The organism is Neolewinella aurantiaca, from assembly GCF_008014675.1.
Lineage (GTDB): Bacteria > Bacteroidota > Bacteroidia > Chitinophagales > Saprospiraceae > Neolewinella > Neolewinella aurantiaca.
This window is the reverse complement of record NZ_VOXD01000025.1, coordinates 64,536-90,532: the sequence shown is the minus strand read 5'-3', so window position 1 is coordinate 90,532 and position 25,997 is coordinate 64,536. Positions and strand designations below refer to the sequence as shown.

20 protein-coding genes are annotated in these 25,997 nt (G+C 52.8%); 10 read left to right on the top strand and 10 right to left on the bottom strand.

The annotated features are described in order from the left end of the window. Positions 1–28 precede the first annotated feature (28 nt). Positions 29–325 carry a hypothetical protein gene (locus FUA23_RS15760; RefSeq protein WP_147931715.1) on the bottom strand — a complete coding sequence of 99 codons (297 nt, stop codon included), beginning with the start codon at positions 323–325 and terminating at the stop codon, positions 29–31. A 227-nt stretch (positions 326–552) separates the two neighbouring features. Here FUA23_RS15760 and FUA23_RS15755 point away from each other — a divergent pair, with 227 nt between their 5' ends. From FUA23_RS15755 to gldE, 7 genes are all read left to right on the top strand, one after another. After that, positions 553–2,061 (top strand): S10 family peptidase, encoded by a 1,509-nt coding sequence (locus FUA23_RS15755; protein ID WP_147931714.1) that lies wholly within the window; start codon positions 553–555, stop codon positions 2,059–2,061. A gap of 166 nt (positions 2,062–2,227) precedes the next feature. Beyond that, a complete protein-coding gene (locus tag FUA23_RS15750) occupies positions 2,228–5,839 on the top strand; it encodes a zinc-dependent metalloprotease (RefSeq protein ID WP_147931713.1) in 3,612 nt (1,203 codons plus the stop codon). Positions 5,840–5,973: 134 nt separating this feature from the next. Continuing rightward, entirely contained in the window at positions 5,974–7,065 is a 1,092-nt protein-coding gene (locus FUA23_RS15745) for an LptF/LptG family permease (RefSeq protein ID WP_147931712.1), read from the top strand. Positions 7,066–7,499: 434 nt separating this feature from the next. Continuing rightward, positions 7,500–8,024 (top strand): RNA polymerase sigma factor, encoded by a 525-nt coding sequence (locus tag FUA23_RS15740; RefSeq protein ID WP_147931728.1) that lies wholly within the window; start codon positions 7,500–7,502, stop codon positions 8,022–8,024. Positions 8,025–8,110: 86 nt separating this feature from the next. Continuing rightward, positions 8,111–9,202: an A/G-specific adenine glycosylase gene (mutY, locus tag FUA23_RS15735; RefSeq protein ID WP_147931711.1), complete on the top strand. Its 1,092-nt coding sequence runs from the start codon at positions 8,111–8,113 to the stop codon at positions 9,200–9,202. A 23-nt stretch (positions 9,203–9,225) separates the two neighbouring features. Further along, positions 9,226–9,702, top strand: a complete 477-nt coding sequence (locus FUA23_RS15730; RefSeq protein WP_147931710.1) for a single-stranded DNA-binding protein — start codon at positions 9,226–9,228, stop codon at positions 9,700–9,702. A gap of 207 nt (positions 9,703–9,909) precedes the next feature. Continuing rightward, a complete protein-coding gene (gene gldE, locus FUA23_RS15725; protein WP_147931709.1) occupies positions 9,910–11,337 on the top strand; it encodes a gliding motility-associated protein GldE in 1,428 nt (475 codons plus the stop codon). 141 nt (positions 11,338–11,478) lie between these two features. Here the strand turns inward: gldE and hisIE are convergent, their stop codons facing one another. The 8 genes from hisIE to FUA23_RS15685 all read right to left on the bottom strand — a co-directional run bounded on the left by hisIE (position 11,479) and on the right by FUA23_RS15685 (position 18,933). Continuing rightward, a complete protein-coding gene (hisIE, locus tag FUA23_RS15720) occupies positions 11,479–12,093 on the bottom strand; it encodes a bifunctional phosphoribosyl-AMP cyclohydrolase/phosphoribosyl-ATP diphosphatase HisIE (protein ID WP_147931708.1) in 615 nt (204 codons plus the stop codon). Between the two features lie 138 nt (positions 12,094–12,231). Next, positions 12,232–12,990 carry an imidazole glycerol phosphate synthase subunit HisF gene (gene hisF, locus FUA23_RS15715; RefSeq protein ID WP_147931707.1) on the bottom strand — a complete coding sequence of 253 codons (759 nt, stop codon included), beginning with the start codon at positions 12,988–12,990 and terminating at the stop codon, positions 12,232–12,234. Positions 12,991–13,384: 394 nt separating this feature from the next. Beyond that, entirely contained in the window at positions 13,385–14,323 is a 939-nt protein-coding gene (locus FUA23_RS15710) for an N-acetylornithine carbamoyltransferase (protein WP_147931706.1), read from the bottom strand. Between the two features lie 68 nt (positions 14,324–14,391). After that, a complete protein-coding gene (locus tag FUA23_RS15705) occupies positions 14,392–14,679 on the bottom strand; it encodes an antibiotic biosynthesis monooxygenase family protein (RefSeq protein ID WP_147931705.1) in 288 nt (95 codons plus the stop codon). 50 nt (positions 14,680–14,729) lie between these two features. Next, complete coding sequence (locus FUA23_RS15700; RefSeq protein ID WP_147931704.1) at positions 14,730–15,863, bottom strand: aspartate aminotransferase family protein; 1,134 nt, start codon at positions 15,861–15,863, stop codon at positions 14,730–14,732. A gap of 119 nt (positions 15,864–15,982) precedes the next feature. After that, a complete protein-coding gene (gene argC / locus FUA23_RS15695; protein ID WP_147931703.1) occupies positions 15,983–16,939 on the bottom strand; it encodes an N-acetyl-gamma-glutamyl-phosphate reductase in 957 nt (318 codons plus the stop codon). A gap of 63 nt (positions 16,940–17,002) precedes the next feature. Beyond that, the gene (locus FUA23_RS15690; RefSeq protein WP_147931702.1) at positions 17,003–18,187 is read right to left on the bottom strand and encodes an argininosuccinate synthase; all 1,185 of its coding nucleotides are present in this window, start codon (positions 18,185–18,187) and stop codon (positions 17,003–17,005) included. A gap of 167 nt (positions 18,188–18,354) precedes the next feature. Then, positions 18,355–18,933 (bottom strand): GNAT family N-acetyltransferase, encoded by a 579-nt coding sequence (locus tag FUA23_RS15685; protein WP_147931727.1) that lies wholly within the window; start codon positions 18,931–18,933, stop codon positions 18,355–18,357. 143 nt (positions 18,934–19,076) lie between these two features. Between FUA23_RS15685 and FUA23_RS15680 the strand changes: the two genes are divergently transcribed. Continuing rightward, the gene (locus FUA23_RS15680; RefSeq protein ID WP_147931701.1) at positions 19,077–19,310 is read left to right on the top strand and encodes a hypothetical protein; all 234 of its coding nucleotides are present in this window, start codon (positions 19,077–19,079) and stop codon (positions 19,308–19,310) included. Here FUA23_RS15680 and FUA23_RS15675 read toward each other — a convergent pair. After that, positions 19,300–22,032 carry a right-handed parallel beta-helix repeat-containing protein gene (locus FUA23_RS15675; RefSeq protein WP_147931700.1) on the bottom strand — a complete coding sequence of 911 codons (2,733 nt, stop codon included), beginning with the start codon at positions 22,030–22,032 and terminating at the stop codon, positions 19,300–19,302. The two genes, FUA23_RS15680 and FUA23_RS15675, sit on opposite strands and share 11 nt — an antisense overlap. Before the next feature lie 202 nt (positions 22,033–22,234). Between FUA23_RS15675 and FUA23_RS15670 the strand changes: the two genes are divergently transcribed. After that, on the top strand, positions 22,235–24,070 hold the full coding sequence (locus tag FUA23_RS15670; protein WP_187271087.1) for a patatin-like phospholipase family protein: 1,836 nt from the start codon (positions 22,235–22,237) through the stop codon (positions 24,068–24,070). 336 nt (positions 24,071–24,406) lie between these two features. After that, complete coding sequence (locus FUA23_RS15665; RefSeq protein WP_147931698.1) at positions 24,407–25,822, top strand: AsnC family protein; 1,416 nt, start codon at positions 24,407–24,409, stop codon at positions 25,820–25,822. Positions 25,823–25,997: the final 175 nt, after the last annotated feature.

Sequence of the window (25,997 nt, the reverse complement as noted above, 5' to 3'; positions counted from 1 at the left end):
TGACGGAGTTGTGGGAAGCATAACGGGCCTACGGGAAATTCAACCTGAGAAAAACACCGTCGGCCTCGAAAGAGACGAGCTGTTCGAGATTATAGAAAGTCCCTTCGTATTCAAGAATACAACCGTTAATTGTCGGAGTACCGCTAACACCGATTCCGTTGACAATGCCACTAGCCTCAAGGCGGGTGCTGATGAGGCCCTCGGTCCGGATGAGTTCCAGGATTTCTTGTCCGGCAATTTCACATGGCGGAGTAAATGATGCTGGGTCTTTTTCGCAGGAAGTGAAGAGACATAGGAATAGGAAGGCGCATAAGATATTCTTCATGGTGTAGGGTTTTGTATGGTAATACTAAGCATAGAGGGAAGATTCCCCCTCACAAATCCTTATTCACGGTTAGTAGAGGTGTCTCGTCGTAAAATTCCCGTTCAAACTTGGATTTAGAGGTTTCAACTAGCTCTTTTTCAATTTGGTATGCACACTTTTGAAATGTCAAATCTCTGAAGATAATTCAAGGCTTACTATCTTACCCGTCCATAACCAAAGCACACAAGATGAGACCGAACTTTTACCTGACCTTGCTCCTCGTCCTTACCCTCTGCACCTGCGCCCGCGCCCAGGAAAAGATGAACGTAGAGATGCCGCTTACCCGCGAGCTGAACATGGACATGGCGCAAACGAGTACCCACTCGGCAAAAATCAACGGGAAGACCGTACCCTATAAAGCTACCATCGGCGTACAGCCGGTGTACAACGCCAAAAACGAAGTGGTCGCCGGCCTGCACTACACCTACTACGTCCGTACCGACGTGGACGACCCCAACCGCCCGCTGCTGATCAGTTTCAACGGCGGCCCCGGCTCGGCATCGGTATGGATGCACCTTGCCTATACCGGCCCGAAGGTGTTGAACATCGACGACGAGGGCTACCCCGTGCAGCCCTACGGCGTGAGCAATAACCCCTATTCGGTGCTCGACGTGGCCGACATTGTGTACGTCAACCCCGTCAACACCGGCTTCAGCCGCATGGTGGAAGGCGCCGACCGAAAGCAGTTTTTTGGCGTACGGCAAGACATCACTTACCTGGCCGACTGGCTGAGCAACTTCGTGAGCCGCAACAACCGCTGGCGCAGCCCCAAATTCCTGATCGGCGAGAGCTACGGTACCACCCGCGTCTCCGGTCTGGCCCTGGAGCTTCAGGAACGCAAGTGGATGTACCTCAACGGCGTTATTCTGGTTTCTCCGACCGACATTGGCATCGAGCGCAGCGGCATCGTGAAGGCCGCCAACGCGCTGCCGTACTTCACCGCAGCGGCCTGGTACCACAAGCAGTTGCCCGCTGATCTTCAGGGCAAAGACCTGGTCGATATCCTCCCCGAAGCCGAAACGTTCACCCAGAACGAACTGCTGCCAGCCCTGGCCCGGGGCGCATCGTTGAGCGTCGACGAGCGTGTCGATATCGCTGATAAAGCCGCCCGTCTTTCCGGCCTCAGCCGTCAGGAATGGCTGGACAACAACCTGATGCCCTCCACCAATTACTTTTGGAAACATCTGTTGCGCGGCAACGAACGCGGAAACTTTACCGTTGGCCGCCTCGACTCGCGCTACACCGGTCTCGACGAAATGGCGGGCGGTGGCCGCCCGGACTATAACGCGGAACTCACCAGCTGGCTTCATTCCTTCACGCCCGCCATCAATTACTACCTCCGCGAAGAACTGAACTTCAAGACCGATCTGGAGTACAATATGTTTGGCCCGGTACACCCCTGGGATCGGTCCGGAGACAATTCCGGCCCTAACCTCCGCAAGGCAATGGCGATGAACCCCTATCTGAACGTCATGATTCAGAGCGGTTACTTCGACGGTGCTACCAACTACTACGACGCCAAATACAACCTGTGGCACCTCGACCCCAGCGGTCGGATGAAAGACCGCCTCAGCTTCAAGGGCTATTACTCAGGGCACATGATGTACCTGCGGCGGGAAGACCTCAAGAACTCCAATGAGCACGTCCGGGAGTTTATTTTAGGGAGCTTACCGCAAGGGAAATCGGCTAAATATTAGTCATTACGGAGAGAATGCAACTGGTGATGTTCCGCACGTTGCTGCGGGAGTGTACGCCCTCTCGTAGGGCAGGCACTGCCCCTTGCCCACTAGCTACTATGTATGCTAGGCGACGCTTATGTCCCGTGCGCATCTTGTATCTTTGTTGACCAAGTAGAAACCTATTATGATCAGACTGTTATCTCTCGCGTTGGCCCTTTGTGTCACGCTCGGCTTAACCGCCCAAACTTCCCCCTTCCAGTTCACCGGCTCAGTAGCTGTTACTTCTGAAATTCAGGACGTAAAGACCGTATCGGTCGATCTCGACCTGCTCAGAGACGAGTTGAAGCAGGCTCCTTTGGAGTTTCAGGGCCTCAAGAGCAAGACGGTAGTAAGTCTTCCTTTGCCCGGCGGAGGTTTTGCGGAGTTTACTGCGTACAACAGCCCCATGGCCGACGATCCTGAACTGGGAAGCTACCGTTTGGTGGGCCCCTGGGGTGGTGGCCGCGTGGCTACATCTCCCAACAAAATGTCGGCGGTGGTTCGCGGACCGAATGGCTACTTTGTCATCGACCCGATAGAAGACAACAGCGGCAACTACCGTGTGTCTAACTACAGCGAATTCATGGCAATGGCTGCCGAAGACGAAGGTGAAATGTCTTGTGGCTACGATGATGTCAACATGCCCGATTACGCCGACCTCGAGCTTAGCGAGGAAATGCTGGAACGAGGCGCGCACGCAGGTGCACACAACGGTTTAAAAGCAGGCAATGAAGCCCGCGAACTCCGGGTCTACGATCTGATCATTACCAACACCGGAGAGTTCGCTGATCGCGTAGGAGGAACCAAGGCTGCTGTTCGTGAAGCATATAACACGGTAGTGAGCACGATCAATGCGATCTTTGAAAACGAAGTCGGCATCCGGATGCAACTCACCATTGTCGATACGCTCATCTATCTGGACGCGGCATCGGATCCTTACATCAACCCCGATCAGGAAGGTGGCAGACTACTGGGGCAGGTGCTCCCGGCCTTCACCGCAGCGGGTATACCGCTTGGGAGTTACGATCTTGGCCATATCCTGACCGGACGTTGCTCTGACGTTGGGGGAGTAGTGAGCGGAAATGCTTGTAACGACGGCGGAAAAACCCGCGGTGTAACCTGTGTGGGTGGTACCGTGGTTGCAGCTGCCCTGCGCATTATGGCGCACGAGGTAGCGCACCAGTTCTCAGTGAGCCACAGTTGGAACAACTGCCCCGGCAACGATGGCCAGCGCGCCAGCGGAACGGCTTTTGAGCCAGGGTCAGGAACAACCATCATGTCTTATGCCGGAGCGTGTGGCAGCCAGAACATCGGCGGCGAACAGTCTTACTACCACGTAGGAAGCCTCGAGCAGTTTCTGACCTTTACCCGCGAGACCGGAGCTGCCGACTGTGCCACCGTGATCGAAACAGATAACTTCACCCCCGAGGTGGATTTCGACTACGAAGATGACTTCACCATTCCCGTCAGCACTCCTTTCCGCCTTACCGGAACGGCAACCGACGCCAACGGCGACGCACTTACCTATACTTGGGAACAGTACGATCTTGGCCCGGCCTCCGACATCAACAATCCTTCCGGAAACGCGCCGTTGTTCCGCTCTTTCTTCCCCGTCCCGGACGGAAATGTGCGTTACTTTCCTACCCTCAACCGTATCGTCAATGATATTCAGGACAATGAAGAGGTGCTGCCCACCTACACCCGCGAAATGACCTTCCGCCTTACTGCGCGCGACAATAACCCAATGGCCGGCGGAGTAGACTGGAAACAGCTGCACTTCTTCACCTCTGATGTGGCAGGGCCGTTCCTGGTAGACGATATCGCAGGAGGAGACCTTCACGTTGGCGATTACCGGGAGATTACCTGGGACGTGGCCAACACCGATCAGGCTCCGGTAAATTGTAAGCGCGTCAACATCGTTATGTCTACCGATGGCGGAGAAACCTTCGACATCGTTCTGGCCGAAGACGCACCCAACATCGGTAGTGCCTTCATCACCGTTCCGGAAGAGGCGCTCACCTCCAGCGGCCGCATTATGGTGGAAGCTGCTGACAATGTATTCCTGAACGTAAATACCAGCGAATTCAACGTGCTCCCGGCGGAAGTACCGTCCTTCACCCTGGAACCTTCTACTCGCTTCGAAGAGGTTTGCCTCCCGGACGTACTTTCAATTGAACTCAATACGGGCAGCATCCTGAACTTCGCTGCTCCGATCGCTCTTTCCATCGATACCGAAAACCTTCCTGATGGCGCAGTAGCTGAGTTCTCCGATGACATTCTTGTGCCCGGAGTGGATGGCACTCTGACGGTTGACCTGAGTGATGTACGCTACTCCGGCCCGCTGGAGGTTGTCGTTGTTGCTGTTGCTGAAGGACAAGACACCGCCCGCCGTACCATCCTGTTTGACGTTACCGACAACGACTACAGTGATCTCGCAACGACTGCTCCGGCAGAAGGTACTACTGGTGTAATTCTGGCGACTACGTTTAACTGGACTGATGCCGTAAACGCCGATACTTACGAAATCGAAATTGCCACCTCTCCGACGTTCAGCGAAGAATCAATTTTTGAACGTTCCAGCGGACTGACTTCAACAAATTACCTGCCCGCCGAATTCTTTGACTCCAACACGCTGTACTTCTGGCGTATCCGCCCAACCAACGTTTGTGGAGCAGGTGAGTGGACTGATCCGAACAGCTTCAGAACAGTGAACAGTTCTTGTACGCCGTACAAAACGGAAGACGACGTTAACCTGCCGGGAAGCGGGCCTTCTTACGTTCGTACTTCTGCACTCTTCATTGAAGAATCCGGCGCAATCAGCGATGTGAACTTACCGAATGTCGATGTTCGTTACAACTTCGTTTCCAAGCTGACCCTCACTCTGATCAGTCCTGCGGGAACAAGAGTGGTTCTTTACGACGAGAAGTGCTTCTCGACCAACCGCCTGGATCTTGGCTTCGATGACGATGCACCGGTGGCAGTTGCTTGTCCGCCAGACGATGAGCGGGTATTCATTCCTGAAGGGTCACTTGCTGATTTCAACGGCGAAGACATTTTCGGTGAATGGTTGCTGGAAGTGGCCGTTAGCGAAACAGGAAACGGTGCCGGCTCTATCATCAGCTGGGATATTGAATTCTGTGCCGATGTGAGTGCCTCTAACCTTTCCCGGATCAACAACACCGCTACGGAGGTTGAACCCCTTGGCCGCAGCGTGGTCCTGAAGGAGAAACTCAGCGTTACGAGCGATCAGTACAACAGCGGAGATGTAATGTACACACTGACTGCACTGCCTGAATTTGGTAACCTTGAGCTTTATGGCAATGTACTTCAGGTAGGGGACTCGTTCTCTCAGGCAGACATAAACGGTCTGGGTCTCTTCTACGAAAGCGCCGATGCCGACGCCGATACGGATGACTTCGGCTACGTAGTTACAACGCCTGACGGCGGATACCTGGCGGTAGCGTACCATGACGTTCTCATTTTCGATGGGGCAATTGTCTCGAACCGTGAAGTCAGTGCGCTTGAGGCAGGCCTGAGTGTCTTCCCTAACCCGGTAGCCAATGACCTCAGCATCCGTTGGGATGTTGCCATCAACCGCAACATCGACCTGGAGCTTTTTGATATGAACGGTCGCCTGCTGCAGAGCAGCCGCGTTGACGGCGCTGCTAAAGCGGCAACGTTGAATACCTCAGCACTTCCTTCGGGCGTTTACCTGCTCCGCATCGACGGCGCAGTGCGCCGCGTAGTGAAGCGGTAACTGACCGACCTAGTGCAATAACAAAAAGTGCTGTCGCTCCAACGGAGCGACAGCACTTTTTGGTTTTTAGCCCCGCTGAGCCACAATTTTTCTCCGGATAGGGTCATTAGAGAAAGCTTACCTTTGCGTTCTGTATGCTGAAAAAACTCGACTGGTACATTATTGGGAAATTTCTGAGGACCTTCTTCTTTACGGTGCTCATCTTCTCTATGGTTAGCCTGATCATCGACTTTAGCGAGAAGATCGAAAGGTTTATCGAGAGCGACATTAGTAAGATGGAGATTGCTTTCGAGTACTTTCCTACCTTTCTGTTGTTCATTCTGGGCTTTTTGTGGCCAATGCTTACGCTGATCGCCGTTATTTTCTTTACGGGACGGATGGCCAACAATTCAGAGATCATCAGTATCCTGAACGCGGGGGTTAGTTTCTGGCGGTTTTTACGCCCTTACCTCGTCTCTGCGGCCTTTTTATCCTTGCTCTATATCGTGGGCATACATTACGTTATTCCGTGGGGGAACGCCCACAGGACGAACCTGGAGCGGGTATACTTTAACCGAAACCGGGATGTGGGTAAGACACAGAACGTCCACATGTTCGTAGCTCCGAACACGAAGGTGTTCATGACTCACTTCAGTAAAAGGGACAGCAGCGCCCGTAATTTCAGGATAGAGTACTTTCAGGAGAACGAGCTCAGGAGCCTGACCAAGGCCCGTTCTGCTCGCTACATTCATGGTGATACTTCGTTCTGGCAACTGTCCAACTACGAAATCCGGACGTTTGACGGGGAAGATGAAACGCTAGAGCTTGGCGGCCGAAGGACACTGGACACCGTACTGAACCTGAACCCGACGGACTTTATTGAATACGGCAACCAGCAATCTGCGATGAGTACCCCCGAACTACTGGCCTACCTGCGTAAACAAAAGGAACGGGGGTCCGGGAATTTCCGGCGCTATGAGGTGGAATTGGCGCGGCGTACTGCAGAGCCGTTTACGATTTTTATCCTTACCCTTATCGGGGTAGCAGTTGCCGGCCGTAAAACGCGGGGAGGAATGGGAGTACAACTAGCTCTCGGTATTTTTATCGGAGCGCTGTTCGTTTTTCTAAGCCGGTTTGCTTCCACCATCACGGCGAGCCCGGTCATTCCGGTATACCTGGGGATGTGGATGCCCAATATCATCTTCTTTGCTGCTGCAATGTACTTTGTTGCAAAAGCACAGCGATAAGTTGGCAGAGACATCGTTGAAGAGTTGGAAGAACTTTGCCGGAAACTTTTTTTGCACCTGCGTCAGCGCCTTCGAATTGATGCCATCCCAGCCGGGCTGAAAGCACCTGCCGTTGTAAAAGTGGTGTTCTTCTTTCAAAAAGGTATAAAAAGAGGAATTTTTTCGGGATCTCTGTTTGAGCGGGATTCAGGCGGCATTCAGCGCATAAATTACTTACAAGTGTAACTAAACTTTCATTTTTTACTGAAAATACTATCTTTAATGGATGTGCCAGCTGCTTTTTCCATGTTCTGTTTCGGAATCAGACCGTAACAGATTGATTAGTAGTCGAGTCTAACGGTATGAAATCTTGCACACGGTGTATTTATTTATTTGTACTCATGTTTTTGTACCCTTAACTTTGACGTGTTCAATACCCCCACCGTATGAAAGTTATGACCCAAAACGAGTTTGTTGGTGAATTCAACAACCTCACCACGCTCCTTAATTCTTTTGCCTACAAACTGACAAAAAATTCGGAAGATGCTAAGGACCTGTATCAGGAGACGGCTTTCCGTGCAATGTCTAACCGTGACAAGTTCCGGGCTGGCACTAACCTTAAAGCATGGCTTTTTACCATCATGAAGAACATCTTTATCAACAACTACCGTAAGAAAGTGAAGTCCAAAACCATTCTCGATAATACCGATAACCTCTACTACCTGAATTCAGGAGGAGTAACTATTGAGAACGAAGCTGACAGTAATATCCTGATCAAGGAGCTCAAAGACATGATTGAGCTTCTGGACGAGAGTACGCGCATTCCCTTCATGATGCACTACCAAGGATTTAAATACCAGGAAATTGCTGATCACCTTGGTCTTCCGCTTGGCACCGTAAAAAGCCGCATTTTCTTTGCACGTAAAGATTTGAAGACGCAAATTGCGAGCCAGTACGGAAAGTTGCGAGAAACGTACTAAATTGGAAAAGCCTATTATTTCACGATTGATTAATTTTTCAGCCATGGCCTCACAGGCCATGGCATTTTTTTTCTCAACTTTGCCCGATGCCTGACTCTGATCGTGATTCTTTTTTTAGCAGCGCTTTACTGGGTTGGTACGATCCCGATCGTAGGCCAATGCCCTGGAAGGCAATTTCGGATCCTTACCGGATATGGCTGAGTGAGATTATTTTGCAACAGACCCGGGTCGAACAAGGCCTCCCGTACTTTGAGCGCTTTGTGACAGCTTATCCTGAAGTAGGAGATCTGGCGGCGGCAGAAGACGAGGCGGTCATGAAATTGTGGGAAGGCCTGGGTTACTACTCCCGCGCGCGGAACCTCCTGAAGGCAGCAAGGATGGTGGTGGGTAGCCACGATGGTGTTTTCCCGGACACTTACGCAGGCTTACGCACTTTGCCGGGAGTTGGTCCCTACACGGCAGCAGCCATCGCTTCTTTCGCCTTTGGCCGGCAGGTTGCGGTGCTCGACGGTAACGTTTTCAGGATTCTGTCTCGTTTCTACAACGACTCCACACCAATAGATACGGGTAAGGGGCGCAAACATTACCAGGAATTAGTAGACGGTGCAATGGGAACCGCTGACGCGCGTTTGTTCAATCAGGCCATTATGGATTTCGGCGCGCTGGTTTGTACGCCCAAGCAAGCAAAGTGCTCACATTGTCCGTTAACAGAGCGGTGTAAAGCCCTTGCTGAAAACACTGTCTATGACCTGCCCGTTAAGGAAAAGAAACTCAAGCGGCGGACCCGGTACTTTCACTTTCTGGTGCTGGCCGATGAGAAAGGGCAAACCATCATCGAACAACGACTCGAGAAAGACATCTGGCAAAACCTGTTCCAATTCCCGTTGATTGAGACCGACGAACCCGGATTGGGAACCAACGCATTGGCACTTCACGCAAACTGGCCAGATTGGATAGCCACCAACGACCTCAGGTTTGTGAAGCGCAGCGCCCCCCTGAAGCATCAGCTTACGCACCAGACTATTCACGTGGTGTTTCACCATTTCAGCTGGAAAGGCATGCCGGAGAAGATCAGTGGTAAAATCATTTTGAATAACAAAATGTTTGAAAATTATGCTTTCCCGCGGGTGATCACGCGCTATTTAGCGGATAAAAGCTTACTTTTGGATCTGTTTTAACCACAAATTCAAACTTCGCAACAATGATTAACAAAGTAACACTAGTAGGCCGCCTCGGAGCAGAGCCGGAAGTACGCACACTGGAAAATGGTGCGATGGTCGCTAAATTCGGCATGGCCACTTCTGAAAGCTACCGCGACAAAGCCGGAGAATGGCAGGAGCAAACCGAGTGGCATGATGTTGTTGTATGGAGAGCTCTGGCTGAGCGCGCGCAGGAATACCTGAAAAAAGGAAGTCTGATTTACCTTGAAGGTAAACTCACTCACCGCAAGTGGCAGGACAAAGACGGTAACAACCGCAAGACGACGGAAGTCGTAGGCAGCTACTACCGCGTTATGCCTACCGCCCCGCGAAGCGGTGGCAGCAGCAATTATATGCCGAGCGAAGAGCCGGCAGCAACCATGTCTACTCCTCCGCCTAAAAGCCCGACTGCTGCCTCACCAGCAAACCCTCCATCTACCGCAGCACCAGCAGACGATAGCGAGGATTTGCCATTCTAAAAAGCTCGTTAACGGAGTACTATCTCAATTGAAGCGTTAAGCTTTCCGCTCCGGAAGGTTTCGCTTCTGTTGAGGTTCCGGTCCGTAGTTTAGTTGCGGCTCCGACCTACCATGTTTTAAGGCACGATTGCCTTGTTCTAGTCAACGGATTTTCAATACGTCTTACCGGGAACCACTATCTTTGTATTCAATCATCAAATCTTCCTGTTGGACGTTTCCGACTTACCCTGTTTATACCTGCCAGACCTCTTCCTGCTAACCAGTGGTGCGGGGCTAGGCCTCGGCGTACTTTCAATTGTGATCCTACTGTTCCTTTCGGGACTCATCTCCGGATCAGAAGTCGCTTTTTTTTCCCTGACGGCCAATGATTATGAAGAGCTCGAAAGCAAAGAAAGTGCCGCTAATCGCCTCATCCTTTCGTTTCGTGACCAGCCCCGGAACCTGTTGGCTACCATCCTGATTGCCAACAATTTCATCAATATTGCGATTGTTCTGATCTCGACGCTGCTGTTGGAAAGCCTGTTTCCTGAAGGGATTTTTGTTGGCTGGCTGGAAACACTTCAAGAAAACTTTGAGTGGGTTTCCATCATCCCCGCGGAAATAGCAGCTACGTTCATCCGGTTCAGCATCACCGTAATCGGGGTGACTTTCCTGTTGGTCCTCTTCGGGGAGGTTGCGCCCAAGGTCTACGCCCGCTACAATAAGTTGAGGCTGGCTACTCTTATGGCCCGTCCGGTAAAAACGATGATGAGCCTGTTTAAGCCCCTGTCGTTTGCGCTTGTAAGCGGAGCCTCCATCGTGGAACGGCGGCTGGAGAACCACAGCATCGATTCGGCGGCAGCCAGCCAGGAGGAAATTGACGAAGCCATTGAGCTTACCGTTAACAACGAAGACAACGGCGAAGAGGGCCCCCGACAGGATGTGGATATTTTGAAGCGGATTGTACAGTTTGCTAACGTGACGGTCAGGCAGGTGATGCGCTCCCGCGGAGACGTAATCGCTGCCGACCTCAAGATCGATTACCACGAATTACTCGCCTTAATCAGGGAACACGGTTACAGCCGGATACCCGTTTTCGAGGAGGATTTCGATAAGGTGAAGGGAATCCTTTATGTCAAAGATTTGCTCGGGTACCGGCACGAAGGGCCGGAGTTCAACTGGTCAGTACTCGTGCGGCCGGAGGTGCTCTATGTTCCGGAAAACAAAAAAGTTAGTGATCTGCTCAAGGAGTTTCAACAAGAGAAAATGCACCTCGCCATCGTTGTCGATGAATATGGAGGTACTGAAGGCATCGTTACCCTGGAGGACGTGCTGGAGGAAGTAATCGGAGATATTCACGATGAGTTCGACGAAGGGGATGAAATCATCTTCGAGAAAATTGACGATTTCAACTTCATATTCGACGGCAAAACCCTGCTGAACGATGTTTGTCGGGTGCTGGAGCTTCCCACCAATACTTTTGATGAGGTAAAAGGGGATGCGGAGTCGCTCGCCGGGCTCCTGCTCGAAATGCTGGGGCAATTCCCCGAGGAAGAACAGGAAATGAGTTATGAGGAATACCGCTTCCGCGTTATGTCGCTCACCAAACGCAGAATCGAGGAAATTCTTGTCACCTTACCTGCTGACGAAGAGTAGTTTATAGAGCGTAGTGGGTAGTAAGTAGTGCTGCCGCTGCTTTCATTCATTTCGCTACGCTCATTCGCCCGGAGATAAGCAAGCGTAGCACTGCGAATAGCATTATTGGCAGCACTACCGACTACTTTCTACCTATTTCACTCACTTATGCCGCGACCGTAACACCTCCCGGACATCCTCCAGGTTGTAACCTTTGGCGGCCAACAGGACAATGTAGTGATACATAAGATCTGCCGCTTCGCCTAGAAACAGGTCACGATCATCGTCTTTAGCCTCTATGACGAGTTCAACGGCTTCTTCGCCAACCTTCTGGGCTACCTTATTGATGCCCCGGGCCAGCAACTGACTGGTGTAGCTTTTTTCGGAGGGGTTGTCACGACGGTGCTGGATGGTACGCTCCAGGTGATCGAAAAATTCACCTTGGTTCACGTCGTTCCAGCAAGTGTCGTCTCCGGTATGGCAGGTTGGTCCGTCGGGACGAGCTTGTACCAGGATACTGTCCCGGTCACAGTCAGCGGCTGCACTTACTAAGTGAAGGAAGTTTTCACTGCTTTCTCCCTTCGTCCAGAGGCGTTGCTTACTACGGCTGAAGAAAGTGACCAGATTGGTGCTGAGGGTTTTCTCCAGCGCTTCGCGGTCCATATAGCCTTGCATGAGCACAACGCGGGTGTCTGCGTCCTGAACAATGGCGGGTAATAGGCCGTTGGCGGCTTTTTCGAAGTTAAGTTCCTTGATGTTGTCGGAAGAAATGGTCATAAGGCTTGAATTGGATGCAAAAGTACGGCTTAGATTTAGCAAGTTTAGGCGCGGCCGCAGGTGCAATGGAATGGTTGAAGGAGCATGGGGACAATGCAGGTTGTTTCTCGGAATTATCCCATGGCTGTCTTCTACATCCTAAACGGGGCGAACCGGAATCTGCTGCTCCGCCAAATAATCCTTCAGTTCCTTGATGCCTACTTCCCCGAAGTGGAAGATGCTGGCGGCAAGCCCGGCGTCTGCTTTGCCCGTTGTGAAGACATCCGCAAAGTGCTCCTTATTCCCCGCGCCACCGCTGGCGATGATCGGGATGCTGAGCAGGTCGCTCATCTGCGCGAGGGCTTCGTTGGCGAAGCCTGCCTTGGTACCGTCGTGGTCCATGCTGGTGAAGAGGATCTCGCCCGCGCCGCGTTCCTGCGCCTCTTTAGCCCAATCGAACAGTTTGTGCTCTGTCTTTACCCGCCCGCCGTTGAGGTGGACGAACCATTCGCCGTCAACGTTCTTCGCGTCCACGGCCACCACCACAAACTGGTTGCCGAAGGCGTAGGCCAGCTCATCGATCAGCTCGGGCCGCCGCACTGCGGCGGAGTTGATGCTCACCTTGTCCGCCCCGGCGTTCAGCAGCACGTCTACGTCGTCGATGTGCTTGATCCCACCGCCGATGGTGAAAGGGATGTTGAGGTGGCGGGCGATGTCGCGCGCCAGGTCAGAGAGGGTTTTACGCCGCTCGTTGGTGGCGGTGATGTCAAGAAACACCAGTTCGTCCGCGCCGGCTAACGAGTACTTCGCCCCCAGCTCCACGGGGTCGCCCGCGTCGCGCAGGTTGACGAAGTTTACGCCCTTTACGGTGCGGCCGTCTTTGATGTCCAGGCAGGGGATGATGCGTTTTGCTAACATGGGGGCGAAGGTAGGGGATTTGTGGGGAGCTTAATGATTGTAACAAGATGCATTTGTCTGTCCGACTATAAATAAAGTGTATTAGCAAGCTCCTAAGTCAAAATAATTTTAGCTGGGCATTATTTAATCGGGGGGCAAATCAACGAAGTCCGGTTAATCAGCCTTGCATCCGGTCAGGAGGTTTTCTTTGATCGCTTTATGCCCTCGGATACCAGAGAGCTTACCCTTCCGCACGTTCCGCCAGGTGTTTACCTGGAGCGGGTACGGACGGTCACCTTGTTGGAAGGCGTTGAGAAAGTAGTGATACGGTAGCTAAAGGTGAGCAAGCGTAGCGCCACGAACGGTAATTGCGGCAGCACTACCCACTATCCAACTACCCACTACCCACTACCCACTAACCCCTCATCTCCCCCAGCACCGCCTGCGCGGCCCAGGTCCGGTTATTTGCTTGCTGCAACACCAACGATCGGTCGCTGTCGATCACGCCGTCGGAGACGACCACATTGCGGCGTACGGGCAGGCAGTGCATGAAGTAAGCATTGTTGGTGAGGGCCATTTTAGCCTCGTCCACCTGCCAGCCGGGGAAGTCTCCGATGGCGCCGTAATCTTCAAACGAAGACCAGTTCTTTGCGTAAATGAAATCTGCTCCGGCAAAGGCTTCTGCCTGATTGTGGACCACCTTTGCGCCCTTGGTGAATTCCGGCGCGAGGTCAAAGCCTTCGGGGTTACAGATCGTCAGGTCTACCTCGCCCCAGGCGAGCATCCATTCGGCGAAGCTGTTGGCAACGCACTGGGGCAAGCGCCGGGGGTGCGGTGCCCAGGTGAGTACTACCCGGGGAGGTACGGCTTTTCGGTGTTCAGCGATGGTGATACAGTCCGTCAGGCTTTGCAGCGGGTGGCGGGTGGCGGATTCCATGCTTACTACCGGGACAGATGCGTACTTCACGAAGGCTTTCATAATGCGGTCTTCGTAGTCGGCATCCTTGTCCGTCAGGGAAGGGAAAGAGCGGACACAAAGAATATCGCAGTACTGACTCAGCACGCCGGCGGCTTCGCGGACGTGTTCGGCGGTATTGCCGTTCATTACCGTGCCGTCTTCAAACTCAATGCCCCAGCCGCCGGAGGCGTCGTAGGTGATCACGTCGTAGCCCAGTTGGCGGGCGGCTTTTTCGGTGCTCATCCGCGTCCGGAGGCTGGAGTTGAAAAAGAGGTTGATGACCATTTTTTGCTGGCCCGAATGATTGCTGCCGAAGGGCTTTGCTTTATGGGCGCGCGCCTTTGCGATAAGAGCATTGATATCGGGCACGTCGGCGGCGGAGAGGAATTGTTTCATACTGTTCGGCAGGCTTCAGCCTGCGGTTCACCAGGCTTCAGCCTGGCCTCCCTGCGGAGATTGGTTTTTTAATCAAGTTCAAAATAGTCGACCACCGGAAACACCTCATAAAACGGATGCAGCAACCGCGACCACTTCGCATATTCAGCACTCTGGCGAAAGCCTTCGGTGTGGTGGGCCTTGCTCTCCCATTGGATCAGGAGCAGAAATTCGCCCGGCGCGTCCAACTTCGGTAAAAGGCGGCAGGAATGGCATCCGGGCTGACTTTGCACCTGCGGCCGCGCCTGCTCGAAAGCGTCGAGATAGGCCGCAACGTTGACGGGTGAAACGGTGATGTGAACGTGTTCGAGAACCATAGTTGGTCGAGGGCTTGTAGCCCGAGTGAGAGTATGTGTTTGATGGCGAATCACGCAGGTGCAAGCGCCGCTTTAAAAGCCGCAATTAAATCATCGCACTGTGCTCGCGTGACGTTAAGCGGTGGGAGCAACCGAATGGTATTCGGGTCTTTGCTCGATCCGGTAAACACACTGTGCTCAAAGAGCAATTGCTTGCGCAGGGGAGCAATCGGCTCCTTCATCTGCAAGCCGATCATTAGCCCGTAGCCACGTACTTCGGTGAAGAGGCCGGTGGCGGCCATTTGGTCCATCAGGTACGTGCCCTGATCGGTGGCGTTGGCCAGCAGGTCTTCGTCTTTCATGACGTCCAGCACCGCAATGCCCGCCGCGCAGGCCAGGTGACTGCCGCCGTAGGTGGTGCCCAACATTCCCTTCTTTGCCTCAAAGCGCGGGTGCACAAGGATGCCGCCGAGCGGAAAACCGTTGCCCATTCCCTTCGCCATGCAGATGATGTCGGGCTGTACAGCAGAGTGCTGAAAGGAGAAGAATTTGCCCGTGCGCCCGTAACCAGACTGTACTTCGTCGAGAATCAGGACCGCGCCGTTGGCGTGGCACAACTCAGGCAGGGCCTCCAGGAATTCAGGATCGGGTACGTAGATGCCGTGTACCCCCTGCACGCCTTCGATGATGAGCGCCGCAACGTCGCCTTTCTCCAGTTCGCGTTTTACGGCGGCAAGGTCGTTGAGCGGCAGGAAGGTGATAGGGTAGTTACGGTTGATGGGGGCTTTGATGGCTTCGTTGTCCGTTGCGTTTACTGCGGCGGAGGTGCGGCCATGAAAGGCTCCGTCGAAGGCAAGGATGCGGCTCCGGTTGGTCTCGAAGCTGGCCAGCTTCAGGGCGTTTTCGTTGGCCTCTGCACCACTGCTTACCAGAAAGAGGTTGTAATCGTCGAGCCCGGAAAGTTCGCCAAGTTTATCGGCCAGTTCTTGTTGCAACGGGTTCACTACGCTGTTGCTGTAAAAGCCGAGTTTGCCCAGTTGGTCGGAGATTGTCTTCACGTAATGCGGGTGGGAATGCCCGATGGACATTACCGCGTGGCCGCCGTAAAAGTCGAGGATCTTCCGGCCGTTTTCGTCATAAACATAGCTGCCTTCGCCGCGAACGGGTTGGATATCGTAGAGGGAGTAGACGTCGAATAGTTGCATAGTAATTTGGGTCGAGGGCCTCCGGCCCGAGTGGGTCCGGGCCGGAGGCCTGGAAGTTCATATGTTTTTTTGCTGGCCTTTGGCCAGTCAGGAAATTGGGCCAGAGGGCCTCTGGCCCACTAGAAGAGCCCTGCCTTAAGCCGCAGCCCCGCGTCTTCCGGTAGCCCCAGTGCAAGGTTCATATTCTGTACTGCCTGGCCCGAAGCACCCTTCAGCAGGTTGTCGATCATGGAGATGACCAGTGCCTTATCGCTGTGTTTTTCGACGAAGACGATGCCTTTATTGGTGTTCACGACTTGCTTCAGGTCGGGGTTGCGATCCGTGACGTGGGTAAAGGTCGTTTCGGAATAAAAATTGTTGAACAAGCCTTTGAGCTGGCTTTCCGACTCATCGGTCTGCACGTAGGTGGTCACGAAGATTCCGCGGGCGAAAGGCCCGCGCAGGGGCAGGAAGTTGAGTCCTTTTGCGTCTTTGCGGCCGAGTAGTTTTACGTTCCGCCCGATCTCGTTCAGGTGCTGATGGCTGAAGGCTTTGTAGACCGAAACATTGCTGTTACGCCAACTGAAGTGGGTGGTAGGCATGGGAGATTGGCCCGCGCCGGTGGAGCCGGTCATGCCGTTGATGTGGACCTCTCCGTCGGCCAATCCGGCCTTAACGAGTGGAAGTAATCCTAGCTGAATAGCTGTGGCGAAGCAGCCCGGGTTCGCAACGCGCTTTGCACCCTGCGTCTGCGCCGCATTGATTTCGGGGAGGCCGTACACCCACCCGTCGTCCATGCGGTAGTCGGTACTGAGGTCAACTACCAGCGTATCTGCTGCGGGTTTGTTCTCCTCCATCCACGTTTTAGACCGCCCGTGGCCCATGCAGAGGAAGAGGACATCGGCTTCGCCCGCGTCGGCGGAGAAGACAAGATCGGTCTCGCCAAGCAGATCGGTATGGGTATGGTAGAGCGGCTTGCCCGCCTGGCTCTGGCTCTGGACAAAAGCGATCTCCACATGAGGATGGTTGACGAGGATGCGCAGTAACTCGCCAGCCGTGTAGCCGCCTCCGCCGATGATGCCTATTTTATGTTTCATCTTACTGGGGTGAGGGCCTCTGGCCCGGTGATCAGAAAATCGGGCCAGAGGCCCTCAACTCATTTATTTATTGACTGCATTGCGGATACGCCCCGGCACGCTGAGGATCTTCGTAAAGCCACGAACGTCTTCGCCACTCCAGCCTTTGTTCATTTCGCCGTAAGCACCGAAGCCTGCGCCGAGAAGGTCGTTGGGCGAAGTAATGCCGTTGAGCTGGTAGCGGTGCGGGTGCAGGGTTACGTGTACGGTGCCGTTGACGGTGCCCTGCGAGCTTTCCAGGAAAGCTTCTACATCGCGCATTACGGGGTCGAGGAATTGCCCTTCGTGGAGCATCATGCCGTACCAGTTGCTGAGCTGCTCTTTCCAGAACAATTGCCATTTGGCCAGCGTATGCTTTTCGAGCAAATGGTGGCTTTTGATGATGAGCACGGCTGCCGCTGCCGCAAAACCAACCCGGCCTTTGATGCCAATGATGGTGTCGCCAACGTGGATGTCGCGGCCTACACCGAAGGGAGCAGCCACGGCTTCGAGGGCCTTGATGGCTTCTACCTTCGAGGCGAATTTCTTTCCGTCGAAACCGACGAATTCTCCTGCTTCAAAGTTGAGATCAATGTCGCGCGCTTCGGTCTCCGTTACGGGGACGGGCCAGGCATCTTCGGGCAGCGATTTGTTGCTGGTAAGGGTTTCTGCACCGCCGACGGAGGTACCCCACAGGCCGGCGTTGATGCTGTAAGTTCCTTTCTTCTCGGGCCAAACGAGGTTGTGCTCAGCGAGATAGTCAACCTCTTCCTGGCGGCTGAGTTGCATGTCACGGATGGGAGTGATGATTTCCAGCTCGCGGCCGCTCAGCTCGAAGGCGAGATCAAACCGTACCTGGTCGTTGCCCGCGCCGGTAGATCCGTGGGCAACACCATCGGCGTCGATCTCGACGCAGTAACGCGCAACGCTCATCGCCTGAAACATCCGCTCGGCGCTCACGCTCATCGGGTAAGTCTGGTACCGGAGGCAGTTACCGTAAACGAGGAAGCGGATACATTCCTGGTAGTAGGCCTCGGTTACATTTACACGTTTATAACTGGCTGCGCCGAGCTTCAATGCGCGGGCTTCCATTTCGGCGATTTCTTCTTCGTCGAAGCCGCCGGTGTCTACGGTCAGGGCGTGAACTTCGTAGCCTTTCTCTTTGGTCAGGTACTTTATACAGTAGCTGGTGTCGAGGCCGCCTGAGTAGGCTAGTACTATTTTTTTCATTTTGTTGTGGTCTGATCCCCGAACTTCGATCGTGCTGCGCACTCACTTCGTTCGGGGTAAAATATGTTCGACTCCTCCGGAGTCATAATCTGAGTGCTGTATAAAATAAGGCGGGTACGCGAACGGGAAGTGCGGTAGCGACTCCCGACTCCATTCTTCCCGACTTTCTACCCTTCGATGATCATTTCCGAAAGGTCAATGGCCATCTGTTTTGCTTCGTTGCCGGATGGCGCCATCATGGCGGTGCAGAGGCACATCCTTCGTTCGTTGCGGTTCAGGATGTCGACGTTGGGGCAGGAGTTGCAGCCTGCCCAGAAGGCGTCGTCCTGGGTGAGTTCTGAGAAGGTTACCGGTTTATAGCCAAGATCGGAGTTGATCTTCATGACCGGGAGGCTGGTGGTGATGCCAAAAATCTTCGCGTCGGGGTATTTGGTCCGGGAGAGGTTGAAGATGGCCGCTTTTATTTTGCGGGCCAGGCCGAAGCGCCGGAATTTGGGGTTGACGATCAGTCCGGAGTTGGCAACGTATTTGCCGTGACTCCAGGTTTCGATGTAGCTGAACCCGGCGAGCTCTCCATCGACAAGAGCCACGATGGCCTTACCTGATTTTAGCTTTTCTTCCACGTATTCGGGTTTGCGGGTCGCGATACCCGTTCCGCGTGCTTTAGCGGATTCGGCCATCAGGTCACAAATAGGTTGGGCGTAGACGGCGTGCTCTGGCTGAGCAACGTGAATCTGAATTTTCATGGTAATGCGGGGGATGGGAATAGAAGAAAGAAAGGTATCGAAACTGCCCGCTTCCCGATAACGATCGGGACGAGCGCTCCCGGGCACGTGGTGCGGGAAGCTTACTTGGTCCTTACGACCCTTCGTCGATCTCGACGGATGATATGGGATACCTTTTTCATCGCTGCAAAGTTACGCGCTTTTTTGGTTCTCACGCAAGTCTTACGTCTTTTTTGGGCGCAGACGCAGGTGCCGGGCTGGTTTTTGGGCGTCGTAATAAAACACGAGCCGCGCTCCCCGGTAAAAGCGGAGGTGCGCGGCTCGATGAAGCTGGCCTTCAGGACCGGATCGGCAAGGTTTTCCGGCCAGCTATCGGCGAGGCTAATACTACTGCTTAATGATCTGCTGGCCGTAGATTTTGCCATTCACTACCAACTGCAAGTTGTAAACTCCGGCCGGAACGGTGGCAAGGTCGATGCTGTTTGTCGCTCCGTTGAACTGGCGTGCTTTCAGCACGCGCCCGTTCTGATCGGATACGAGCAGGGTGAAGCGCTCAATGCTGGCTTCGTCGTTGCGTACGTTCAGCACATCTTTCGTTGGGTTAGGGAAGAAGCTGATCTCGAGACCGCTGTTGGCCAGGGGCTCGCCGGTAGAAACGGCACCCTGATCGGTTTCGTAAGCGCCAATGTCAGGGAAGTCGCCCCGTGGGTTGCCCTCGATGTCGGTGGACGGCAAAAGATCGCTGACGACGGCACTGTTGATGAGTGGGTTGTCTTCGAGGTTTTCGGGGATGGCAAGTTGTGCGTTTACCCCTTCTCCTTCGTCGTCAAAGATGTCGATAAATAGGTCTGCTACTGCGTTGGCGTCGTCGATCGAAAGGTCGAGCATGTCGCTGTCGCTGATGAGGCCGAGGTCTTCGTCGCTCTCGTTGTTGTAAAAGTTTCCACCCAGGGAGGTAATATTTATTTCGCCTACCGGAATAATACTGCCGTCGGCCTCACCCGGCTCAATTTCGATACTGGCTTCCTGTTCCGACTGGATGAAGGCATTGTTCAGAAGTGTAAGCGACAGGCTGCTGTTGTTGAGCCCCTCCGAGTCGCTTTGCTGGAACAGCGCGATATCGTTGCCGGAGGCGTTGGGGTCGTCTCCCTTCAGGTTGTTCACGAAGGTGTTGTTGATCATCGTTGACGTCAGGGCAAGGTTGCCGGCAAACTGCAGGCTGCCGTCTTCGGAACTGAAAAACGGGGTGACGCCGTTGAAGATGATGGCACCGCCACTGGCTCCTTCGGCGGCGAGCTGGTTGTTGACAAACAGGGAGTTCGTAACATCGAAGGCGGCACGGAAAGTACCGATTGCGCCACCCTGGCCGCTGGCAAAGTTGTTGACAAAACGGCTGTTGGTAATCTTACCGGTGAAGGGAATGAACGTTACTGAAATCTCTCCGGTAGCAGACGTGTCGCGGGGGCCTTCGAAGGTCCGGGCGTGGATAGCCCCCCCGATAGAACCGGAGGTGTTGCCGTCGAAGTTGCAGTTGTCGATCATAACGTCACATCCCCGGCTGAGGTAAAGGGCTCCTCCTCCTGCGTTGTCAACGTCACTGGCCGCGTTATTCAGGAACTGCGTGTTAGTGATCGTTACGGGCATCGGAGTGGCCTCGTCGCCTCCGAAGAGGTAAACAGCTGCTCCCGCTGAGAAATACCCGCTGACTGCGGTTACCTGGTTGTCTTCAAAACGGCAACTGTCTATAATCAGTGGTTCTCCGGTAGCCATGTAGCCAACCAGTGCTCCGCGACCAGCCGTGCTGGTGTTACCGTTTTCGAGGAACTGCGTGTTCCGGACGGTGAGTGAGCCGTCGGCGTTGTTCACAAAGGTTCCGCCTTCACAGACGTTGCCTTCCAGGATGGAATTGGTGAGAGTTATGGGATTGTTGTTGCCCTGTATGTAGCAAACCGCACCACGCCCGCCTTCGCTGGAGGTATTATCGGTAAAAACGCAGTTATTAATGGTCGTTTCGAAAACGGAAGTGTCGAAGCCAAGGAAACCCAGAGCGCCGCCGAAGGCGCCGCCGTCATTTTCGTTGAAAGTACAACCGTCCAGTTCTACCTCCACGTCGACATCGTCGGTGGTTTGTTGGTAAATGGCTGCTCCGTTGCGTACGCACATATTCTGCTCGAAGGTGGAGTTCCGCACGAAGAGACTGGTGTTGAAGTTGGCGATACCGCCTCCCCAGCCATCGCTGCGACAGTTGGTGAACGTACAACCTTCTACGAGCGTGCTGTCGGCACCGGAAAGAGCTAAGCCTCCGCCGGAGCTGGTAGACCAAATATCGGTAAATTCACAGTCGGTAAACTTATGGCCGATGGTATTGAAGCACCGGACCATACCTGATCCGCCGGCTGCGGCAGTACCCTCACCAATAAAGGTGGAGTTCTTGAACTCGATGCCAATGTTGTCGCGGATATAGATCGCGCGGTTGACAAAAGTAAAGTTGTTGCTGAATTCCACGTCGTCGAAAACAGAACCATTGGTGCTGCGGAAACGGATAAATAATGCCGAACCATTGCGGCCGTAGTTTCTGCTGAACTTGAGCCGGCTGGCGTTCAGTTTCGCGTACGTACGGAGGCCCGCACCAGCATCTTCGTTGAAACTTCCGATCTCGGTGGATATACCACCGTGAACGATTGAGAACCCATCGAGGGTGACGGTGTATGCGCCATCATCGGTTGTGTCGGTGACGAAAAGTACGCGGTTGTTATCGACGTAGAGTGTGCTGTCGAAGCCCATCTCGCCGTCGTTACCCAGTACGTCTCCACTGAGAATGGTGGGGTTCGCTTCCGGGTCGGCAGCGTCGGCGCTGGTCTCGGTGCCGGCAAACCCGCCCAGTACGGTGAGTTCCTTATCGATGTAGAAGGAAGCGGTGTCTGGGGTGACGTAGGTCCCGGCCGCAATCCACACCTCTGCACCTGCGGGCGCGTCTAATAGTGCCTGGTTGAGGTCGGAGTAAGCAGTTGCCCAGGAAGTACCGTCTCCTGGTGTCGGGCTGTCGATGTCGACGTAAATCGTTTGTGCATTCAGGCCCGCCAGGCAGAAGGCAGCCAGAAGAAAAATAAGTGATCTCATGTTAGAATAAAGTTGAACCAGTGATTAGAGCGACTTTTAAATTAATAAAAGTTCGTTTGTGTGAAATAATTCAAAATCAACTTGTAAGCTTCTGGCAATTATACGAATTTATGGTTAGTTATACGTTCAAATGCAGGTAGTATCTACGGTGGGTCTGAGATCTGACAAATCGTTAACTTCACGCAACCTTAGAAAAACCACCATGACCACCCATAACTATACTTCGCGCGTTTTAGACATTGTCCTCCAGCTCAAAGCAGACCGCACCAAAAGACCTGAGGATTTCCGGTTCAGCGATATTTTTGACGACGAGGGCAATCAGTACGTCAATCTGGTACAAGAGGGCGGGGGTGTACACGGTATTGCCCTGGTTGGCTTTACTTACGTTCTGGAAGAGATGGGCATCCGCTTTCTGAGCCTGGGAGGTACCAGCGCCGGCTCAATCAACACCCTGCTGATGGCCGATACAGGTCACCCCAGCTCGCGGAAGAGCCTGAAAATAATCGAAAAAATAGCGGATAAAAATTTCATGGACTTTGTGGACGGAGGCTCCGATGCCCGCGCTTTTGTAAAGTCATTGGCGGAGGGCATAAGCCCGATGTTGTTTCTGAATGCTTCCCGCAACGCCAGTGAAATGATCAATAACCTGGGGGTTAACCCCGGAGTGGAATTTCACCGGTGGCTGTCAGGCTTGTTGTTTCACAAAAGCTGGGGAGAGCTGGAAAACAATATCCGCTGTCTTGAGAAAGAACTCATAATGATGGACAATCACGGCAACGAGCGCCGCCGGCTCTCGGCCGAAGAGCTCGGCATCAAGATCGCCATCGTTGCTGCAGACATCACTACGCAGACTAAAGTCGACTTCCCTGACATGGCCGACCTTTACTACGAAAACCCGATGGGCCAGAACCCCGCAGATTTCGTGCGGGCGTCGATGTCGATCCCTTTCTTCTTCGAACCCGTTCGGGCGGACCTCAGCTGGGTGAATAAAAGCGACGAAGCCACCCGGAAGAACTGGGTAGATCGTGCCAATTACCACGGCGAGTTGCCCGGCGAAGTCCTGTTTGTAGACGGAGGCGTAATGAGCAACTTCCCGATTGATCTTTTCCATAAAGAGGATCAAATCCCTAATCGCCCAACCATCGGGATTAAATTGGGCGCAGACCGCAGGGCCAGCAAGCCGACCACCGGAATCACTAGTTTTGTCGGTAATATCTTCGATGGAGTCCGCAACCTGCGGGACCACGAGTTTCTGGTCCAGAATCCTGAGTACAAAGAATTGATCGAGCACATTAATGTCGACGACTTCAACTGGCTCGATTTTGCTATCTCTGACGCAGACAAGCTCCGCCTTTTTGAACGCGGGGCAGAGGCGGCTGCAAGTTTTCTGCGGCGCTTCCAGTGGCTGGATTACAAAAACCAGATCAGGAACAGCCTGCTGCAGTCCGTCAAACCATTGATGTGGGAACTCTCCGGATCGAAAGGTCTTACGGAGAAACTGGCAAGCTTCGGTATTCACGAAGACTCGAGGCTCATGAAACGGATCAGGCACCTGCGTGAGCGCGCCGATGCCTATAAGGTACTCTGGATTGATGATGCCTTCACTTACGGTTTGCCCGTTGCAATTCTTGACAGCCTCAATATCTTTACTTACACCGTCCAGAATTCCGACGATGCACGAGCGTTGTTGCTGCACAAAAACCGGAAAAACGGGCCTGAAACCGAACGTATCAATCTTATCCTATCTGATGTAACCCGTAACGTAGAAGGAAAGAAGGACCGCATTGCCGGTATTCGGTTTGCGGAAGAACTGGCCCACAACCAACGGCTCAAAGATGTTCCTGTTCTCCTTTATGCCCATTCCGGAGAAGACCTGCTGGCCCGCTACCGGGGCTACGAAAAAGACGACACTTTGGAACTCCCGCACAACATCAAAAATCATCCTAAGGGGGATACGACCAAACACTTCGTGTTCATCCGGGAGGTAGTGGACTGTATTTACGAGAACTTGCCGGGTAAAAGAGCAGGGTGTGTTTAGCAAATGGAGCAAAAAAAGCCGCCCCTTGTGTAGAAGGAGCGGCTCATTACTAAAAAGACATTATTTGAACAACACTTTAATTGAGAGAACACTATTTGAACAACACTTTGTCTGAAAAGTACCACTTGGAGAGTACTTGCTAGAATTTTAGGTGTAAGGCTTATAAATAGAGTTGTAGCTGTCAGGTTTAAATCGTAACCGAATAGCAAGGTAGGAGCTATAGGGATTGATCAACTGAATTAAATTTTGTAAATTGCAATAATAAAAAGACCTCATTTTTTAGATATAGTGTTGGTTTTTAGGTGTTTAAGTTTGAAAGCTGTCATAATTTTGAGTTTGAATTCTGTAGAAATGCTTTGCTCGATAGAAGCAACCGAGGCCCTTGGGTTTGAAAAGTATTTGCTTTCTCAGGTGAAGAAAGGGAGTCAGAGTTATCAACTCTGGTTGCTGGTGAAGCAGATTATACGGGCGAGGCTCAAGGCGGACGTGCCAGCGCCGGGTAACCCTGATCTGGCCCGGACATTGGGTGTTTCCGCCTCTCAGGTGAGGAATCGACTGTCAGACCTTGTGTCGTTTTATCAGGAATACCTCGCTGTTCTGCGCATGAGGTCAACCCCCCGCCTTAGTGCACTATTTGCCATGGAGCAGGCAGTTGAAACGAATAATGAGTCTTATGTAGAGTGGGCAGAAAAGAAGACCGAGCGCCTGGTAACAAAAAGTGTCCTTTACGATACTTACGCTCGTTATGATTATTTGCGCTATAACCGTGTCATTTATGACTGGTACGAGGACAAATATAATCGGATATACACAGAGAAAACTGCTTTGAATGACCAAGAGTTGGATGGGTTCATCCTGATAGAAAAATACAAGCTGTATATGGACGCAACGAGTCTTACTTATGAATCCGGCGCTGTTTTGTATAAGCTGGATCGTGAGATTTTACAGTTGCGTGAAAACCGTACTGGCGGAGAACCTTTCTCTTTCGCGGAGAAAATTTATCACAACCTTTATCTGATCGTAAAAAGGCAAGAACCTTCCAGTTATCGATTCATTTTTAGTAGGGTTGAAGAGATTTTCAGAGATTTTTCTTCACGAGATATAAAGTATGTTCTGTCGGTGCTCTTCAACAGAATTGCCGGAGAAATAATGAGTGGGAATGATGACGCGCAAAAAGACTACTACACACTGATCGTTACTTTGATGAAGTATCCCAAGGTCAGGGTTACAGAATGGATTCTCAAAAATTGTGTAACCGTTCTGTGCCGGATGAAGAAAGAAGACTTTGCCGAGACGGTCCTGAACACTTACCTGTCCAAGTTGCCTGAGAATAGGCAGAAAGAGGTAATGTCTTATAACCTGGCCATTATTAGAATGACGGCTGAGAAATTTGATGAGGCAACGAAACTTCTCAATCAGATCACGATTTCAGAAAGTACTTACTATCTGGGGGGGCGGTTCATTTTGTTTCGGTCTATGTACAAAGCAGAAGAGTACGAAGGCCTGCTCAGCCTTACGAAGAGTTTCAAAGGCTATGTCACCCGGCTTAAAGATATGAGCGATGGTTTCAGAAAAGCAGCGTTTTTCTTTCTGAGGTTCTTCAATGAATTGGTCAGGCTGTCGCTCGATAAGCCCTTCATGGACCCATCAGTATTCGAAAGAAGAATGAAGCAACTGCAGCAAAAAGTGTTGGGAACCAAATCGATGGCCAGCAAGGAATGGTTGCTCGAAGAAATAGATGCCCACCTCTAATCATCCTTACCGCCAACTGTAAGCTGCGACGGAGAGGTAAATGCCGGTAATCACGTTAGCTGCTATGGAACGAACCGGGCCTGACGCATGCTGTCTGGCACGGCTTTGTTTGTAGCGTGGGAAAGCAATAAGGCCCTTTGGTGCGCGCCACAAATTACCCTTGGCTCAGGAAACT